This window comes from Bacteriovorax sp. As-1 (assembly GCF_058446905.1).
Genome location: NZ_CP184341.1, coordinates 1,609,342 through 1,627,586, shown reverse-complemented (window position 1 = coordinate 1,627,586; position 18,245 = coordinate 1,609,342). Strand labels below are relative to the sequence as shown.

At 41.5% G+C, this 18,245-nt stretch carries 15 protein-coding genes and 1 tRNA gene; all 16 read right to left on the bottom strand.

Going from position 1 to position 18,245, the window contains the following annotated elements:
• Positions 1 to 11 precede the first annotated feature (11 nt).
• Positions 12 to 99 (bottom strand) — tRNA-Ser (locus tag ACN20O_RS08280).
• A gap of 53 nt (positions 100 to 152) precedes the next feature.
• Positions 153 to 3,374 carry a tetratricopeptide repeat protein gene (locus tag ACN20O_RS08275; protein WP_491638924.1) on the bottom strand — a complete coding sequence of 1,074 codons (3,222 nt, stop codon included), beginning with the start codon at positions 3,372 to 3,374 and terminating at the stop codon, positions 153 to 155.
• A gap of 10 nt (positions 3,375 to 3,384) precedes the next feature.
• Complete coding sequence (locus tag ACN20O_RS08270) at positions 3,385 to 4,767, bottom strand: NADH-quinone oxidoreductase subunit N (protein ID WP_491638922.1); 1,383 nt, start codon at positions 4,765 to 4,767, stop codon at positions 3,385 to 3,387.
• Between the two features lies 1 nt (position 4,768).
• The gene (locus ACN20O_RS08265; protein WP_491638920.1) at positions 4,769 to 6,253 is read right to left on the bottom strand and encodes a complex I subunit 4 family protein; all 1,485 of its coding nucleotides are present in this window, start codon (positions 6,251 to 6,253) and stop codon (positions 4,769 to 4,771) included.
• A gap of 14 nt (positions 6,254 to 6,267) precedes the next feature.
• Positions 6,268 to 8,253 (bottom strand): NADH-quinone oxidoreductase subunit L, encoded by a 1,986-nt coding sequence (gene nuoL / locus ACN20O_RS08260; RefSeq protein ID WP_491638918.1) that lies wholly within the window; start codon positions 8,251 to 8,253, stop codon positions 6,268 to 6,270.
• A gap of 8 nt (positions 8,254 to 8,261) precedes the next feature.
• The gene (nuoK, locus tag ACN20O_RS08255) at positions 8,262 to 8,558 is read right to left on the bottom strand and encodes an NADH-quinone oxidoreductase subunit NuoK (protein WP_102241840.1); all 297 of its coding nucleotides are present in this window, start codon (positions 8,556 to 8,558) and stop codon (positions 8,262 to 8,264) included.
• The gene (locus ACN20O_RS08250; protein ID WP_491638916.1) at positions 8,551 to 9,069 is read right to left on the bottom strand and encodes an NADH-quinone oxidoreductase subunit J family protein; all 519 of its coding nucleotides are present in this window, start codon (positions 9,067 to 9,069) and stop codon (positions 8,551 to 8,553) included. Before ACN20O_RS08250 ends, nuoK (ACN20O_RS08255) begins: the two co-directional genes overlap by 8 nt.
• A 2-nt stretch (positions 9,070 to 9,071) precedes the next feature.
• Positions 9,072 to 10,121, bottom strand: a complete 1,050-nt coding sequence (gene nuoH, locus ACN20O_RS08245; RefSeq protein ID WP_491638915.1) for an NADH-quinone oxidoreductase subunit NuoH — start codon at positions 10,119 to 10,121, stop codon at positions 9,072 to 9,074.
• Between the two features lies 1 nt (position 10,122).
• The gene (locus ACN20O_RS08240; protein WP_491638913.1) at positions 10,123 to 10,482 is read right to left on the bottom strand and encodes an NADH-quinone oxidoreductase subunit A; all 360 of its coding nucleotides are present in this window, start codon (positions 10,480 to 10,482) and stop codon (positions 10,123 to 10,125) included.
• A gap of 20 nt (positions 10,483 to 10,502) precedes the next feature.
• Positions 10,503 to 11,969: an NADH-quinone oxidoreductase subunit N gene (locus tag ACN20O_RS08235; protein WP_491638911.1), complete on the bottom strand. Its 1,467-nt coding sequence runs from the start codon at positions 11,967 to 11,969 to the stop codon at positions 10,503 to 10,505.
• Between the two features lie 25 nt (positions 11,970 to 11,994).
• The gene (locus ACN20O_RS08230; protein ID WP_102241835.1) at positions 11,995 to 13,527 is read right to left on the bottom strand and encodes a complex I subunit 4 family protein; all 1,533 of its coding nucleotides are present in this window, start codon (positions 13,525 to 13,527) and stop codon (positions 11,995 to 11,997) included.
• A gap of 38 nt (positions 13,528 to 13,565) precedes the next feature.
• Positions 13,566 to 15,731, bottom strand: a complete 2,166-nt coding sequence (gene nuoL, locus ACN20O_RS08225; protein WP_491638909.1) for an NADH-quinone oxidoreductase subunit L — start codon at positions 15,729 to 15,731, stop codon at positions 13,566 to 13,568.
• A gap of 24 nt (positions 15,732 to 15,755) precedes the next feature.
• Entirely contained in the window at positions 15,756 to 16,061 is a 306-nt protein-coding gene (gene nuoK / locus ACN20O_RS08220) for an NADH-quinone oxidoreductase subunit NuoK (protein WP_102241833.1), read from the bottom strand.
• The gene (locus ACN20O_RS08215) at positions 16,054 to 16,590 is read right to left on the bottom strand and encodes an NADH-quinone oxidoreductase subunit J family protein (protein WP_491638906.1); all 537 of its coding nucleotides are present in this window, start codon (positions 16,588 to 16,590) and stop codon (positions 16,054 to 16,056) included. Before ACN20O_RS08215 ends, nuoK (ACN20O_RS08220) begins: the two co-directional genes overlap by 8 nt.
• A gap of 21 nt (positions 16,591 to 16,611) precedes the next feature.
• The gene (nuoH, locus tag ACN20O_RS08210; protein WP_491638904.1) at positions 16,612 to 17,808 is read right to left on the bottom strand and encodes an NADH-quinone oxidoreductase subunit NuoH; all 1,197 of its coding nucleotides are present in this window, start codon (positions 17,806 to 17,808) and stop codon (positions 16,612 to 16,614) included.
• 2 nt (positions 17,809 to 17,810) lie between these two features.
• Positions 17,811 to 18,245, bottom strand: a complete 435-nt coding sequence (locus tag ACN20O_RS08205; protein WP_102241830.1) for an NADH-quinone oxidoreductase subunit A — start codon at positions 18,243 to 18,245, stop codon at positions 17,811 to 17,813.

Sequence of the window (18,245 nt, the reverse complement as noted above, 5' to 3'; positions counted from 1 at the left end):
TAGAACTAAAGTGGCGGAGGACACAGGATTCGAACCTGCGGAACCTTTCGGTTCAACGGTTTTCAAAACCGCCGCAATCGACCACTCTGCCAATCCTCCGCTTATTTAGAAAGCTATAGTAAGGGAAATGTGCAAAAAAGACAAGAGGGAATCTATCTTAGATTTCTAATTAATGACTCAATGAGGTCTTTATCTTGGGCACCAGGGTTCAATTTGAGGTAATCCTCGTATTTTTCTTTGGCCAACGCTCTTTGTCCCGCTGCACGATAAGCATCACCCATTAATTTATGGATCGCCGGATTGCTCACATCTTCTTTCAAAGCACGGTTTAGGAGCTCCAGGGCCTCGTTAGCATAGTTCTGACCCAGTCTGATTGAGGCCATAGAAACCAGAGCGTCTACTGACTTTGGGTTTAAACTGATGGCCTTTTCGTACTTCGTAATGGCCTCGCGGTAGTCTTTCTCGATTCGGAAGACCTCACCCATAATAAAATGAGCGGCATCTAGGTTAGGATTGAGTTCCAATTCTTTTTCCGCCATCTCGCGGGCCTTCTTCACATCATTTTTAGCTAAATAAACTCTCGCTAGTTGATAGTGAACGCGCGGGTAAGACTCAAGCTTGTCTTTGACCTCGCTGAATTCCGAAATCGCCTCATCATAGCGTTTCTCATCAAATAACAAATCGCCTAAATCCATGCGGACTTTTAAGTTTCCTGGATTAAGTTTGAGAAGATCGCGGCTGTGAGTGATGTATTCATCTTTTCTGCCTTCAAGTTTAGCGGCAGCGATAAGGACTTCGTAAAAGGCCTCATCTTTTTTTGGCATATTTTGAACTTTTTTGTAATAGGCCTGAAACTCTTTTAACTGACCACTTCTAAAGTACGCAGTGGTAATCGCAGCAACTAAAACCGGGTCTTCACCTTGTTCGGCGATAATATCGCGCAAGTATCCAATCGCTGTATCCGTTCCATCCTGCTCATAAAGAACTTCAGCGTATAAAGCATGGTAATAAACATTTTTTGGATCAAGCTGAAGGGCGCGTGTGATTCTCGATCTCGCTTCTGGAAAGCGCTTATTGCGAAGAAGAATCTTAGCGATTCTATACATGTTGGCATCACTTAATGGGTCGTGAGAAAGAGCTTTATCATACCATTTGATGGCAACAATTGGATTGCGTTTAGCTTCTGAGTATTGCCCCATTAAATTAGCGTAGTCTGCTGTCTGTGCGTATTTTGTCTGGGCCATTTCTTTTAGTAAGCTGTCAGCATCTTCAAACTTGTAGGCCTTGATAAAAGTTTCAACCAGTGCTTTTTTCAGCTGATTGTTTTGATGATGAACACCAATCAAGCGCTGAAGGGCAAAGATCGCTGAATCAAAAAAGCCTCTATAAGTATTTAGCTCTGCCTGAAATAAAACCGCCGGAATGTAATCCGGGTTTGCATCAACGGCTTCAATCGTAAACTGGAAAGCCGTATCAATGTTTTTTAAGCGGTATTCTTCTTTTGCTTTTTTAAGAAGGCCAATCACCTTACTTTCTAAAATCAACGATTGGGATAACGAGTCCCCACCAATTTCAAGCTTAGATAAAGTCGCGCGCAGCTCATCTGATTCTTTTAACTCGAGAGACTTTTTAAAGAAAAGGCTGGCCTCTTTGTTTTGATTTTTAAAGGCAGCAAGATAACCCATATCTTTAAAGTAACTTGCCATAAACTCTGGCGAATTTTCCGAATCAAGAGTTTTAATCTTCGTCAGCACTTCTTCAAATTTCTTAATCGATTGCTCTTTAATTAAAATATCAGCGTACTGAAGAAGAAGCAGAACGCTGTTTGGATAAAACTTTAATCCTTCTTCAATAATTGTCTTTGCACTTCCAATCTTATCGTCATTTAAATCAAACTGCGCCAGATAGTAGTAAGCTTCAAAGGGCTTTTTAGGAATGTTCTTTAAACTTTCATAGGCCTGTCTTGCTTCAACTAATTCTCCCGCATTCGTAAGCAGGTGAAGATAATAAGCTAGCATCTTTGGTGATGGCTTACTTTTAGCACGCAGATAGTTTTTAATAATATCGACACCTGTTTGATACTTGCCGATCTTTCCATAAAAAAGCGCGGTTCCAGTTGCTGCACTTAAATCAATCAGCAGTTTTCTTTCTGAGAGCTGAATGTATTTATAAAGTGTATTGGCAGATAAGTGTCTCTCTTTGGTGTTATCTAAAAGCTCAGCATAGGTCATGATGATTTCACCCATCGCCTCATTTCCGCTAAAGCGGTTTTGCAGAGAACTTAAGTAAAACTGGGTGGCCAGTGCACGATTCTTATAAGTGTTTTGTGAATAAAGATTCCTAGCTTGTGCCAACGCTTTATTGGCGGCCGGAACATTTTCGACTGGAGCAGGAATAGGGAATTTAATTTCTAAATACAGAGGTCCTGTAAATTTAGGTTTCTCTTCTTCCTGAATGAAAAAGAAATAAAACACTCCAAGGAGCGCGAGCATTGCAACAATCGAGAGTCCTCTTTTCTTTTTCTTAACAACAATCCGCTGCTCGAATTCTTTTTTATCTCGTGAGAACTCTTCAACGATTTCAACCTCATCGTCTTCAAGTCCTTCTTGCTCCGCCTGCTCACGAAGCATGATCTCTTGAAGGTCGCGAAGTCTTTTCTTTTCAAGGTTCTCTTCAATCTTTGCCTGCTTCTCAAGTTCAACTTCTGAAACTGAAAGTTGGGCATTGATTGTTGGAAGAGCGTGGGCCAGGTTAATGAATTCCGTTTTCTCGTTAACTAGTTCTTTATGAGAAGGCTCTGGGACAACTTCTTTTAATTCAACTACTGGTTTAACTTTTTCTTTCGGTTCTTCTTTTTTAACTTCCGGTTTTGGCGGCTCAAATCTTTGAACAACGACTGTCTTTTCCAGTTCCTGGTTTTTTGGAGCTAGGGCCTTTCTGTTAATGACAACAGTCTTTTCCATTCCGTCTTCATACGGTGCGTCCGGATTCATGGCCTGGTATTTTCTTTCAAGCTCTGCGTAGTTAACGTCGATCTTTACGTCTTTGCCGAATTTAAATTCGTTAAACGTTTGCTGGGCCTGAGTTGTTTCTTTTTTTAAAGGAAGACCTGTTTTAGTCAGTTCTTTTTTTGCATTTTCTGGAACAGACGATGTCGCTTCATCGTTGACCTTAAGATTTTTTGCATCAAGTTTTTTGATTAGAGTATGAAGGTCCTGGAAATTTGAAAGCGGTTTCCAGTCGCCAATAGGAAACAGCTGGCACAGCTCTGTGCCAGCAATATGACCCTTTAAAAATAATTCACCGATTTCTTCAGTTGAAAAAGGTCCAATAACCCGCTCGTTTTTTAGGCGGATCCTGTACTTTACGCTCATTACATCCTGTCTACTTCAACCCTAAAAAGAGTGACGGAGCAATTCCGATCGTGAAGATAGACACTAAAATGATAACATGAACCAGCGATTCGCTGAATCTGGTTTTTATTGCAGGCAGACCTTTCTTTTCCTCATCTTCAGTGAACAGATCACTTACGAAGCGGATGTAGTAGGCAAGACCGACAATCGAGCTAATGAAGATAGAAGTTGCCTCAAGAGTGAAGCCTTCTCTGAAATAGTTAGTAAATAACATGTACTTCATGGCAAAACCTGAAGTCAGCGGGATCCCCCCAAGGCTCAGAACAAAAACAACCAACATGATTGCTAGGGCTTTATTGCGGTAGAAACCTGATTTCAGGATCTCGCGGCCATCTCTGTTCTTATTTAATCCAGCAAATTGGTTCAGTATTAGGATCACTCCAGTTGCTGTTAGAGAGTAAATAACAAGGTAGCTGATTAGTTGGATTTCCAGAGCTTCATCTGGGTTTAAACAAATCATCATTAACATGTAACCCGTATGAGCTACTGATGAATAAGCGATAATTCTTTTAAACTGGCCTTGAACTACAGCGATGATGTTTCCGTAGAAAGCAGAAGCAACCGCGATCACCTGAACAATACGAACTAGGTAATCGTTGAATCCTGGCTCGCTATCAAGAAGAAGGATTTGAAGCATTGTAATGAACTTAAATCCGATAATGATTTTTGAGATAAAAAAGTTCGTTGCAAGGTTACCAAGTGTTACGTTTGAGTAAACATCAGCAATCCAAGCGTGGAACGGGAAAGCACCAAGTTTAAAACATGCTGTCAGGATGAAGATCCCGATAGCGATTGCGTAGAATTCCTGGTTCACAACAGTCACACCAACAAGGCTCAGACCGTTTGTTGCACCTAAGTAGAAAGCGACACCTAATAAGAAGATAACTGAAACAACCGCACCTTGGATAAGATACTTTACTGCAGCTTCTCGAGAGTTTTCTAAATCAGAAGTTGCAACCAGAGCGTAACCAACAAGAGCAATCGTCTCTAGGGCCACGTAAAAAGTCATCAGGTCGTTTGCACCTAGAAGGAAAACCCCTCCAAGGAACATGAAGCTCATTAGAACTGAGTTTTTAACTTTTTCTAGTGAGTGGTAACCGTTGATCAGGATCATCAGAACGTTTAGAACTGAAACGATCTTTAGAAGCAGAATCTTGTTTCCTTCAAGGCTAAAAAGCTCGCTCAGAGTAAAAGAGCTTGAGCTAAAAAGCATCGCGAAGAAAGTGATCGCCGAAATCAGCGTCGCCCCGAATGAAATATATTTTCCGTTGTTTTTAACATTCAAACACAGAAGAGCTACCGCATTGAGAGCAAGGAAGATTAAAACGTTTTGAACGAATGTTAAGTTTTCCATCTTATAAACCTTTATTTACAAAGAAATTAATTGTCCCGTCAAAAAGTGACATGATCGCTTGTGGGTATAAACCAAAAACGATTGTCAGGATCGAAAGCACTAGTAGTGGAGTTGCTTCAAGAAGAGAGATATCTTTAAGCGACTTGTTTTCTTCGTGCTTCATTTCACCAAGAGCTGTCAGGTGGTACATCTTTAGAAGATAGATTGGCGACAACATAATCCCTGTTGCAGCTAAAACCGCTACCACTTTGTTCACCTGGTAAGTTCCCATGATCACCATGAATTCACCTACGAATCCACAAGTCATTGGAACGGCCATTGAACCTGCCGTGATGATGAAGAATAAAATGGCAAACTTTGGCATGACAGAAGCAATCCCTCCGTACATGTCCATTTTTTTAGTGTGCGTTCTTGTATAAAGGTAGTGAACTCCGATGAAGAGGCCCGGTGTCGAGATACCGTGAGCGATCATCTGGAAAATAGCTCCTTTAACTGCGAATGGGTTTTGTGAGAAAACACCCATAATAATGTAACCCATGTGCGAGATAGAAGAGAAAGCAACCAGCTTCTTAATATCTTTTTGTACCCAAGCCGTCAGCGCTCCGTAGATAACCCCGATCGCCCCTAAGTAAAGAACGATGTCACGGTTAGCATCTACTGCTTCCGGGAATAAAGGAATTACGAAACGAAGGAAACCATAGATACCAAGTTTTAGAAGTATACCGGCAAGGATAATTGAACCAGCTGTCGGAGCTTCAACGTGGGCATCAGGTAACCATGAGTGGAATGGGAATACTGGAACCTTCAGGAAGAATGCAATCGAAAACGACCAGAAGATTAGTGACTGAGGGGATAGGAAACCATCGTACTTCAGTCCAAGTGACTTAATGATTTCGTAGTTCAGGTCGTATGAACCGTTGAACTTATAAGCAAGAGCTGACATGTAACACATTGAAGCTAGCATTAGGATAGATCCTGCAGCTGTCATCATGAAGAACTTGAAAGAAGCGTAACGACGATTCTCTCCACCAAAAACTCCTACTAAGATGAATAGTGGAATTAACATAACTTCCCAGAAAATGTAGAAGCCATATAATGATGTTGAAAGAAGTGATCCGTTAACTGCCCAAGTTAGAAGGAACAGAAGGAAGTAGTAAAGACGAAGCTTATCTGTTTTGATGTCCCAAGTTGTAATAACAACAATCAGTAAAAGGAAAGCATTCAGAAGAAGCAGTAGTCCACTTAACCCGTCCATTGCAAACGTATATGACATGTTAAAGAACAGTGGCATATCAAACTTGAATAGAGTTGTAAGAACACCTGAGTCCGGAAGATCGATGAACATCTTAACTGAGTAAGCAAGAGTTACAAGTGAGCCGATCAAGGCCAGAAGTTTTACAGACTTCTCATTGTTTTTAGGCGCGAACATGAAACCGATCGCCCAAATGAGAGGAATTAAAAATTTAATAAGAAATAATTGATCCATTTTAAATCCAACTTTTATCTAAAAATAAATGCGTTAAAAATTACTGTAAGAACAACTGCTAATCCGATAACGATGTATAGAATTCCCATTTCCAGTTTTTCTGGTTTGTTGTCATCTAAAAGATGTCCACCTTCAGTTGTTGCTTTTGTCACTAGTTTTACAATTCCATTGATCACGTGAGCTTCAATTACATCAACCAGGAAGTGCCCGATTTGGTAAAGAGGCTTGATGATCGCTAGTTCATAGAACTCATCAACTTTGAATTTCGTTGAGCTGATTGTCCAAAGAGTAAGGAACTTAGCTTTCAGGCTGTCTCTCATCTTGTTGTGATCGTTTTTCACGTAGATGTAATAAGCCAGACCCATTGAACATAGGATTAAAACAGTTGTTACACCCATCATAATAAATTCAGTTTGAGCTGAAAGGTGGGCGTGTCCTTCTGTTTTAGCTACGAATCTTTCCAGAAATTCCTGGAACAGACGAGCGTGTTCATGGCTTAGGGCGTGTGGAAGACCAACATATCCAGCTGCGAATGAACAGATTGCAAGGATGATAAGTGGAATAGTCATTACACTTGGAGACTCATGGATTTCATGGTGTCCGTGATCGTCATGTCCATGGTCATCGTGTTTAGCGTGAGCGTGGTGATCATGGTGATCGTCATGTTTAGCTGGTTCAACGATGAAGACAAGAACTAACATTCTCATCATATAGAATGCAGTTAGAAGTGCTGTGATTAGTGCAACAGAGTATAACCAAACACCGTTTCCAGGGTTAGTTAGGGCCATTGCTAGGATTTCATCTTTAGAGAAGAATCCAGAGAAACCTGGGATACCTGCGATAGCAAGGAATCCAACAGTGAACGTCCAGAAAGTGATCGGCATTTTCTTTTTAAGTCCACCCATCTTAAAGATGTTTTGCTCGTGGTGACATCCGTAAATAACAGAAGCAGCACAAAGGAATAAAAGAGCTTTAAAGAATGCGTGTGTGAAAACATGAAACATTCCCGTTGAGAATGCACCAACACCACAGGCTAAGATCATGTACCCAAGCTGAGAAACAGTTGAGTAAGCAAGGATCTTCTTAATATCTGTTTGAGTGATTGCAATCAGTGAAGCAAGTAGAGCTGTTAGAGCTCCAATCCATGCGATTACATCTAAAACAACCGGGAAGTGAACAATAACGTTTGAAACACGGCAAAGCATAAAGATACCGGCCGTAACCATCGTCGCCGCGTGCATTAGGGCAGATACTGGAGTTGGACCCATCATCGCATCTGGAAGCCAGATGAAAAGAGGGATCTGAGCAGACTTACCACAAGCACCAAGAACCAGAAGCAAACTTGAAGCGATTAGGATTTCTTTGTTGGCCAGGATGATGGCCATATCTGGGTGCTGAAGATCTTTGAAAGATAGAGTGTTGAACACAAGTGCAAACCCGATCATCCCTAGAACTAAACCAAAGTCTCCCACGCGGTTAGCAAGGAAAGCTTTTTTAGCAGCGTTACCGTTTTTAGTATGTTCATACCAGAAACCGATTAGAAGATAAGAAGATAGACCTACACCTTCCCATCCCATGAAAAGAACAAGGAAGTTCTCTCCGTGAACAAGAAGAAGCATTGAGAAAGCAAACAGTGCAAAAAACGCAAAGAACTTTCCAACTTTTTCCTCGTGGTCCATATAACCAATCGAGAAGAAAGCAATCGCACTACCGATCCCTGTAACCATTAAGCTCAGGATAACAGCAAGTTCGTCCATGACGAATGCGATATCAAATTTGATATCTCCATATTGCATCCACTGCCAAAGGTGAACCGTCACCGGTCCGTTCTTTAGGACATGAAGCGAAGTCATGACAACTAAGATGAACGAAATAAACAGTGATAGGAAAGTAATGATACCGGCCTGGACATTATTTAACTTATTTCTAATCAAAGCAGAGTTAAGTAAGAATGCCAGTAAAGGGAAGAAAGGAATCAGCGCCAGATAGTTTTCGTACATAAGAACTCTTACTCGGTTATGATTTTAATATCGTCTGTATAAATTGTTTGTTTCTTTCTATAAAGCGCGATGATTAAGCTTAATCCGATCGCAACTTCACACGCCGACACGATGATCATGAAGAAAACCAGGATTTGAGATTCTAGTAATCCAGTCGAACGCGAGAATAGAATAGTTAAAAGACCAACAGCTCCCATCATTAGTTCAAGACACAGAAGGATAGAGATCAGGTCTTTTTTAAAGATTGTACCTAAAAGGCCAAGAGTGAATAAAAACCCGGCCAGGTAATAATAAATACTACTCATTTGCTTCCTCCTGCTCGTGCTTAACAGCTTTGTCGTGACCAGTGATCACTACACACGCAACCAGAGCGGCTAAAAGAAGAACTGTCGCCATTTCAAACGGCAGGTAATAAACTGAGAAAAGTTTATCAAACAGTGACTTCATTGAATTATCAGCAAGGTTAACTGTCGTTAGAACCTCAATATTGTTGTTTACGATAAGTGCGAACACTCCAAGGATAACCAAGACAGTGACACCAGCTGCAATCAGCTTCACTTTTCCTCTTTCGCGGTTGTTTTGGAATTGCTCAAGGTTAATTAACATCATAACGAATACGAAAAGGATCGCGATCGCACCAGCGTTAACCAGAACCTGGATAGCTGCAAGAAACACAGTTCCTAACTGGAAGTAGATCATCCCGATACAAACTAATGTCATCAGGAGTGAAAGAGCGGCCACAACCGTTCTTTTTGAAAAAACTACTAAAAGAGCAAACACCATCGTAACGATGGTCAGTAGAATATCAGTTGCCATAATTATTGATTCCTAAAATATACAAAGAGAACAGTTACAATAAGGTTAACAAGCCCTAATGGTAATAAACGCTCCCATCCTAAGTGCATTAATTGATCGTAACGGAATCTTGGGAATGTCCAACGAACCCATACGAAGAACCAGATCATCAGAGCAACTTTAATAACTAAAGAAACCATCTGAAGAATTGGAAGGACAAACGGTGATGAAGTCGGGATTAAATCCATACCTGGAAGTAGACTGTATCCACCGAAGAAAAGAATAATGAAGATCATCGAAAGCGCGATCATATGGATATATTCAGCCATGAAGAAGATCGCAAATTTCATTGAAGAGTATTCTAAGTGGAAACCAGCAACGATCTCCGATTCACCTTCTGCAAGGTCGAATGGAAGACGGTTTGATTCAGCAAAGATACCAACAAGGAATAGAAGACATGCAAGAGGTTGCATGAACACACCCCATTTTGGCAGGAATCCAAACCAGTAACCAGTTTGAGCTTCAACCATCACGTGGATGTCGTTAGTTCCGTAAACGAAAATCATCGCAACAAGAGCTGCTGAAAGTGAAAGTTCGTATGAAACCATCTGAGCACAGGCACGAAGTGCACCAAGCATTGAGTATTTGTTATTTGATGCCCATCCAGCAAGAAGAATCCCGTAAGATCCTAAAGCTGAAACAGCAAAAGCAAAGAAGATCCCCATGTCACTTCTAAAAACTTCAGGGAAGATTGTAATCCCAAAAGCTTCAAAAGGAGCGGCAACAGGAATACAAGCAAGAGGAAGTAGAGCTACAACCAGAGCAACTAGTGGAGCTGCCGGGTAGAAGAACGGACGAACGTGAGAAGGATAAACTTCTTCTTTGAACATGAACTTCGCAACGTCAGCAAGTGGCTGAAGAAGTCCGAACGGTCCAACACGGTTAGGTCCAAGTCTTCTTTGGATGAAAGCCGCGCCTCTTCTTTCTACGTGAATAATAAGCGGTAGTGCACCCAGAGGAAGTCCCAGGATGATTACAGTTTTGACTAATATTTCAAGAATCGTTTCTAACATCTTATTTTTCCCACTCTAGCGCTTTTGAATTGATAACAAAGATGTATCCAACTAGTAAGACGGCCATGAAGAAGATAAACCCAGCAACCATGAAACCAAGATTAGTTGCATTGTTGTAAGCCAAGGCCCATGGAAGAAGGAACACAATTTCCACGTCGAAAAGAAGGAACATGATCGCCGTAAGATAGAACTTAATATCGTACTGTCTTGTAGCACTTCCAACCGGGTTTACCCCTGATTCGTAAATGTCGTTGGTTCTTACTTGTTTAGCTTTTTGGCCAAGGAAGTTTGAAATAAACATCAGCACGAGCCCCAGGGCCGTGCAGATGATTAAGAAAATTGTAAAAGATAAAAATTCCATTAGTTAATCCCACTCTTTAATTACTGAATGAATAACTTTGCGTTGCCAGCTAGAGACATAATGCTTTCCCAGAAAATCCCTAGTGTGAAAATTGGCAGAGTCATTGAAACAATAATCATCTGGTTTAAGAATCCGAAACCTTCGATTTGTTCATCAGACTCCTGAGGTTTAAGAGTCATTAGACGAACGATCTTCAGATAGTAGTAAGCTGACACAACTGAGTTTAATCCCAGGATGATTGCCAGTGTGTAGTTCTTAGTTGCAACCAGTGAAGCCAGGATGTTGTACTTCGCTACGAACCCAGCTAATGGCGGAAGACCAGTTAGTGAGAACATAGTTACGGCCATCATCACTGCCATGAATGGGTATCTGAAAGCAAGGCCAGAGAAACGCTCGAAGTTGTCGTTGCCGTATTTATCCTGAACGATGCTTGTGATGTAGAAAGCAACAAGAGTCATGAAAAGGTATGTGATTCCGTAGAAAACTACTGAACGAACACCAACGTCATTAATAACAACCAGACCCGCAAGCATTACACCAGCGTGAGAAATTGAAGAATAGGCCAGCATTCTCTTAACTGATTTTTGCCCGATAGCTGTCACGTTACCAACAGTCATAGTAAGTGCTGAAATCACCAGCATTAATCCAACCCATCCAATTTTAAGAGTTGAATCCACTGTGAAGAAAGTAGCCGAGATTCTGATTAGAACTGCCATCCCTGCCAGTTTTGGAACGATGGCAAAGAACGTTGTAACCGGAGTCGGTGATCCTTCGTAAACATCTGGTGACCACATATGGAAAGGAACAGATGCAATCTTGTATCCGATACCTGCGAAGAAAAGAACGAATGAAGGCATGATGATCGCAAGTTGAGCTGTCGTTAACGTCGGGATCATTTTTGCAACACCAGCAAACTGGATTGTTCCAAGAACACCGAAGATATGTGACAGACCAAAAAGCATGATACCCGCTGAAACCCCACCATAAAGAGCGTACTTAAGACCAGCTTCGCTTGATCTCTCGTCGTTCTTTTTGAAAGAGGCCATTACGTATGAAAGGATCGAAAGTGTTTCGATACCGATATAAAGAGTCAGCATGTTGTTTGCTGAAGCTAGAAGGAATCCCCCGATAAGGATACCAACTGCCATGATCGCAAACTCTGTTTTAAGAGTTTCGTAAATGTCTCTTGAAAAACGGCTAAGGTAGATAGCTGCGATTGTTCCAAGAACCATCACCATCTTTAGAAGAGTAGAGAAGTCATCAATTACAACTGCGTTGCTAAAGATTGCTTCTGCTTTTCCACCAAGGTTTGCCAGAAGTGCAGCGAAAGTCGCCACAAGTCCGATCATGCTCGTGATGAAGATATATCTTCTATTCTTTTCATCTTCCTTATAAGTCGTTTCAAGAATAATAAGGCCAACCATTAAAAGCACCAGAATAACTTCTGGAACATAACGACCGATATTTGCCAAATAATTTAAATGCATCTCTTTATCCTAATCTAATCTTTAACTAGAAAGTTGCTAGTAACGAAACAAGTTGTCCTACTGAAGCTTTCATAATGTTCAGGATTGGCGAAGGCCAGATACCAAACAGGATTACAGCAACACAAAGTGGAAGCATGTAAAACACTTCAAGCTTAGTCATATCTTCGTATTCTTTAACTTCAGGGTTAACTTCTCCAAAGAACATTCTCTTGAACATCCATAGAAGGTAAGCAGCACCGATAAGAAGACCAAACAGTGCAAGAACCGTGATCGTTGTGAAACGTTGGTAAATTCCTAGGAAGATAAGGGCTTCAGAGATAAACCCTGAAAGACCTGGAAGTCCCATAGATGCGAACATACCGATGATGAAGATGATCGAATAAACTGGAAGTTGAGTGTAAAGTCCGCCGTATCCACGTGATCCATCTGGCTTAACAATCCATCTGTGGTGAGATCTTTCGTATAGAAGACCGATCATGAAGAACATCATAGCTGTTGATGTACCGTGGTTGAACATTTGAAGAACCGCACCGTTAACACCTTGAACAGTCATTGCTGCAAGTCCAAGCATTACGAATCCCATGTGAGATACTGAAGAGTAAGCGATAAGTTTCTTCACATCGTTCTGGGCCATCGCACATAGAGCACCGTAGATAACGTTAATTAATCCAAGCCATGCGATTGCAGTAGAGAAATATTTAGCTGCTTCTGGGAAAATTGGGAACGCGATTCTTAGGAATCCGTATGTACCCATCTTTAGTAGAACCCCGGCCAGGATAACTGAGATCGCTGTAGGTGCCTGTACGTGAGCGTGTGGTAACCAAGTGTGGAATGGGAAAACCGGAACTTTGATTGCAAACCCAACAAACATGAAGATGAAGAAAAGTTTAGCAAACGATAATGTCTGGCCGAAAATTGTAACTGTAAGTTGAGAGAACTTCCCGCCTGAAAGAGCAAGGATATTGAATGAATCAACTGATTGGTTAGTTGCAAAGTAAAGAGCAACGATACCAACAAGCATTAAGATCGATCCAAAGAATGTATAAAGGAAGAATTTAACAGCTGCGTATTCTCTGTTTTCTCCACCCCATACCCCGATAAGGAAGAACATAGGAATTAGCATTACTTCCCAGTAAACGTAGAACAGGAAGAAATCTAGTGCGAAGAATACCCCGAATACTGTCGACTGAAGAAGTAGAAGTAGAGCGAAGTAAGCTTTGATTGATTTCTTGATCTGCGTCCAAGATGAAAGGATACAAAGCATGAATAGTAATCCAGTAAGGAGAACCATCGGCAGTGAGATACCATCTACACCAAGGCGGTAGAAAATGTTAAATTGCGAAATCCATGGGATCGCAATATTAAATGCATTTTGCATTCCTGCCTGAGTCTGATCGAACTTACAGTATAGTACTAAAGTAAGAGCAAACGTAATTACAGTGTTGATAAGTGCCCAACTCTTAATCCAAGTAGTTTTGTCCTTTGGCATAAGTAATACACCAAGAACTCCCAACATAGGCATCCACAGAATCCAACTTAATAAATTTGAACCGGCCACCGGTTATCTCCCTGAGAAAAGTTACTATATAAAAAAAACTAAAATCTTAATGTTAAAACGTAGCTAGCTAATACAACAACCAGGACTACAAAGTACAATTGCACTCGCCCTGATTGAAGTGTGCGAAGTAGAACGTTCATTAAACGAACACTTGCCCCTGTTCCATCAACCATTCCGCTGTCGACGATATTGTTGTCGATCCAACGAGAAATGTTATAGGCCCAACGGTTAAGAACCGCAGTTCCATCGATAACCATTGCATCGTAGAAATCCCAGTCAAACTTCGCCAGAAGCGCATTGAATGGAACCAGTCCTTTTTGAATGATTTTTCCGATATAAAGGTCGTCGAAGTAGTACTTGCCTTGAAGAGCTCTTCTCCATCCAGCAAAAGTTTCTGCCCACCATCCAGGGTTAAGAGTTTTCTTCACGTACATTGAGTAAGCGATGAAGATCCCCGCGAAAGCGATGATGATCGACATAACCGCACCGATTTTGTGAACCAGGTGAACGTGGTGAGCTCTGTGCTCATCCATTCCGTGATTAGCATCGTAAGCTGCTTTTGGAAGCTCAACTTTGTCACGAGTATCTGTTGTTCCGAAATCTTCTTTTTCATAGTGAGCAAAGTGCTCCAGGTGAGCGACTTCTGGTTTATGAATTAAAGTTTGGAACCATTCGTATTTTGATCCGAAAACGTTAACTTCTCCCTGACCTGTGAAAGAGCCAGAGTAGAATAGACCAAGTGTGAACACAGAAAGGATCAATAGAGGAACGTTTGAGTTCCATCCAATGTGTTCATCATGAGCATGATCGTAAATGTGGTGATCGCGTGGCTCTCCGAAGAAAGTTAAAAACAGCATTCTGAACATGTAGAAAGCTGTTAGAAGAGCACCACCAAATCCAAGTAGAGCTACCGGGATATAGGCTTTGTTATCAAGGGCCATTACAAGAGCGTCACCAAGGATTCTATCTTTAGAAACAAATCCTGAGAAGAACGGAACTCCGGCAATAGCAAAACAGCACAGTAACATTGCAAAGAATGTGTATGGAAGCTTCTTACGAAGACCACCCATTTGTGGCATTTCCTGGCAGTGGATTGAGTGGATAACTGAACCAGCTGAAAGGAATAGACACGCTTTGAAAACAGCGTGAGTAATTAAGTGCATGAAAGCAGCGTTGTATGAACCAACACCGATACCAATAACCATGTAACCAAGCTGAGAAATTGTTGAGTAGGCAAGAACCGCTTTTAGATCCGTCTGGATCAGGGCGATTGTAGCAGCTCCGAAAGCTGTGATTGCACCGATGTAAGCGATGAACATAGTGATATGTCCAACTTCCATAAGTGGGAAAACTCTAAGTGAAAGGTAAACCCCAGCGGCAACCATTGTTGCAGCGTGGATTAGGGCCGAACATGGAGTCGGTCCAAACATCGCATCTGGTAGCCAAACGTGGATTGGGAACTGAGCTGATTTACCCATTGTACCTGCGAAGATACATAGAGCACCAATTGTAGCGATTGGAAGAGACAGGCCAAATACGTCAAAAGTTCCACCGAATTTACCAGCTCCAATAGCTGCGTAAAGGTCTACGAAAGTTGTGTTTCCAACGATAACCCAAATAATAAGGATACCCATTAAGAAGAAAACGTCTCCAACTCTTGTAGTCATGAAAGCTTTCATTGAAGCGTTTCCGGCACCTTCTTTCTCGTAGTAGAAACCAATTAGAGAGTAAGAACAGAATCCCATTAACTCCCAGAAGATGAATACTGAAAGCAGGTTGTCTGAAACAACAAGTCCAAGCATCGCTGAAGTAAAGAGAGACATATAAACGAAGAAGCGGGCAAAGCGCGCATCATCGTGCATGTACCAAGTTGAGAAAACATGGATCAGGGTCGCAACGGCCGTAACCATTAAAAGCATAGTTGCTGTCATGTTATCTATATAGATACCCATGTTTACTTTAAACAGGTGTTCACCGGCACTTAAGTCAAACCAGGTGAAAACTTTGTGGATGTGGTAGTTAACAGCATATACGTTTTGAAAATCTAAGAAGATTCTTAAAGCGTAAATAAATGAACCGAAAATTGCCAATGTACTTAGTGCTACTGCTGCGATCGGAACGCGTTTTGCCAGGAAAACGTTAATCACGAAAGCAAAGAACGGTAGTAGTACAATAGGTGCAACGGTTGAGATTGTGTAATCCATAGTCTCTATATCCTTACCTTTATATTAGTTCTGAAGTGTTGCTGCATCATCAATATGGATGCTTTCTCTTAACTGGAAGAATCTGATAACGATCCCTAATCCAACCGCAGCTTCAGCAGCAGCGATAACAATAATGAAAAGACTCATAATATGTCCTTCAAGATTGCCGTTAGCGAATTTTGTATAAGCCGCGAAGTTAAGCGCCGAAGCGTTAAGGATAAGCTCGATCCCTAATAACATTGCGATAATATTTTTTCTTGCGACCATAACCATAACGCCGCAAAGAAATAGAATGAATGAAATGCCTAAGTAGGCGCCTAAACTAATCATGGATTTCTTTCCTTGGTCTAGAAATTACTGCTGCACCAATAAGAGCGCCCAGTAGTAGAACCGATGAAATTTCAAAAGCTAAGATGTGATCTGTCGCTAAAAGTGTTCCAATTCTTTCAACAGTCGGAGCATTGTCTGTCGCAACTAAAGTCCCGCTGTTTCTAAAAACAGGAACCAGTACCTTAATAAGGACTGCCGCTGAAACAAGGGCCGCGAAACCAGCAAAGAAGTAAGTCTTTGGGTTACCCATTGCCGGGATTTTCTCAAGACCATATTTGTTTACGCGGTTTCCAGAACCACCTGTAAGCATGATCGCGAAAAGCATTAGAATGATAACCCCACCAGCGTAAACAACTAACTGAGTTGCCGCCAGGAAGTCAGCTCCAATACAAGCGTAAAGACCAGCCACTCCAAATAATGAAGCAAGAAGGTAGATACAAGCGTGCATCAGGTTTTTACTCACAACAACTGCCACTGCCCCACCAATAGTGAGTAATGCAGAAACTAAAAAGAGTGTATTTGAAAACACAGTATTCTCCCTATCCTTTAATTAGTGATGAGCACCGCCGCCAGAAGCAGCTGCCATAATTAAAGTAAAAATTGATTTTCCATCAAATGCATACATCCAGATCGCGCAACCTAATAGGTTGAAAATTGCGATTGGAGTTAAGTATTTCCAACAAAGTGTCATCAGTTGGTCAACGCGAAGACGTGGAAGCGTCCAACGTACCCAGATAACTACATAGTAAAGAGCCAGAGTTTTTGTGAAGAAAGCTCCAAGTTCAAGAAGCTGTCCAACGTTTTGAGCAAGCATTGCATCTAGGCCAAGCTTCTCAACAAGGATCGCTCCAGTCCCTAGGTCGAAAGGAACTTTGTATCCACCAAGAAATAGGGCAACAGCTACACCACAAACAACGAAAACTTCGATGTATTCAGCAAGAGCGAATAGACCGAACTTCATACCAGAATATTCAGTGTGGTAACCAGAAACTAGTTCAGATTCAGCTTCAGGTAAGTCAAATGGTGCACGGTTTGTTTCAGCAAGAGCTGAAATGAAGTAAACAAAGAAACCGATGAAAGCAAACGGGTTATGAAGAAGGAACCACTCGTGTGGTGCTCCACCTTGGCCGTTGATCAATGTTTTCATTGATAATCCACCAGCAAGAAGAACGATAGAAATGATTGTGATTGTAGCTGGGATTTCGTAAGAGATGATTTGTGAAGCACCTCTCATACCACCAAGCATAGACCACTTTGAGTTTGAAGCGTATCCACCAAGGAATACCCCAACACCCACAAGAGAGGCCATACCAACAAGATAGAAAATACCAACGTTAAGATCCGCCAGCATGAAACCACTTGAATAAGGAACAACAGCTAGAGTTGCAAAAACACCAACCATACAAAGAACAGGAGCAAGGTTGAATGTAAACCTGTCTGCGTTTGTTGTTACGATGTCTTCTTTCATGATCATCTTCACCCCGTCGGCCAGGAATTGAAGAAGACCAAATGGACCAACGCGGTTTGGACCCATACGAGCTTGAAGATCGGCTGAGATCTTTCTTTCAGCGTATGTACCAAGACCACCGATTGTTGCCATAGCTCCAACGATGATCAGCGCGAAGATTGCGAAGATAATAAAAGCAACGAGTGAAGAAGCATCAAAGCCTAAAACTTTTGAAAGCCATCCAACGACGTTTTGAAATTCATTCGATTGTGCAAAATAAGATACTACAGTTGAATTCATGCCTAGTCCTTTTTCCCGAAAGTAGGAGCATCCTGATTGACGTGCTGAAAGCTTTTAACCCAGTCAAGGTCGCCTTTTTTCCAGCAGTATACAATCCCAGCTACAAGAACAAGAACGAAAGTAAGGATCGACATAAGAAGCGTCCCACCCATTCCGATTTCATTGAATTTTTTGAACACAGCCGCTACAGGAAACATCAAAGCACTTTCAACATCGAAAATGATGAAGATAAGCGCGATAACGTAGAAACGGATGTTAAAGTTCGCCCAAGCAGTACCAACAGGCTCTTCACCACACTCGTATGCAGTTTCCTTCAGTTTGTTTGGGTTGTGAGGGCGAATTAAGCTCCCCAAAAAGAGTGATCCACCTGCCACAAGTAGTGCGAGCGCAATTAAAATTACGACGGGCATGTAGACGTCTAGATTAAATGTCGACAT

Bases quoted from the DNA above. Each gene is read 5' to 3' on its own strand.
- ACN20O_RS08275 (WP_491638924.1), bottom strand. From the start codon at position 3,374: ATGAGCGTAAAGTACAGGATCCGCCTAAAAAACGAGCGGGTTATTGGA.
- ACN20O_RS08270 (WP_491638922.1), bottom strand. From the start codon at position 4,767: ATGGAAAACTTAACATTCGTTCAAAACGTTTTAATCTTCCTTGCTCTC.
- ACN20O_RS08265 (WP_491638920.1), bottom strand. From the start codon at position 6,253: ATGGATCAATTATTTCTTATTAAATTTTTAATTCCTCTCATTTGGGCG.
- nuoL (WP_491638918.1), bottom strand. From the start codon at position 8,253: ATGTACGAAAACTATCTGGCGCTGATTCCTTTCTTCCCTTTACTGGCA.
- nuoK (WP_102241840.1), bottom strand. From the start codon at position 8,558: ATGAGTAGTATTTATTATTACCTGGCCGGGTTTTTATTCACTCTTGGC.
- ACN20O_RS08250 (WP_491638916.1), bottom strand. From the start codon at position 9,069: ATGGCAACTGATATTCTACTGACCATCGTTACGATGGTGTTTGCTCTT.
- nuoH (WP_491638915.1), bottom strand. From the start codon at position 10,121: ATGTTAGAAACGATTCTTGAAATATTAGTCAAAACTGTAATCATCCTG.
- ACN20O_RS08240 (WP_491638913.1), bottom strand. From the start codon at position 10,482: ATGGAATTTTTATCTTTTACAATTTTCTTAATCATCTGCACGGCCCTG.
- ACN20O_RS08235 (WP_491638911.1), bottom strand. From the start codon at position 11,969: ATGCATTTAAATTATTTGGCAAATATCGGTCGTTATGTTCCAGAAGTT.
- nuoL (WP_491638909.1), bottom strand. From the start codon at position 15,731: ATGGATTACACAATCTCAACCGTTGCACCTATTGTACTACTACCGTTC.
- nuoK (WP_102241833.1), bottom strand. From the start codon at position 16,061: ATGATTAGTTTAGGCGCCTACTTAGGCATTTCATTCATTCTATTTCTT.
- nuoH (WP_491638904.1), bottom strand. From the start codon at position 17,808: ATGAATTCAACTGTAGTATCTTATTTTGCACAATCGAATGAATTTCAA.
- ACN20O_RS08205 (WP_102241830.1), bottom strand. From the start codon at position 18,245: ATGTCGACATTTAATCTAGACGTCTACATGCCCGTCGTAATTTTAATT.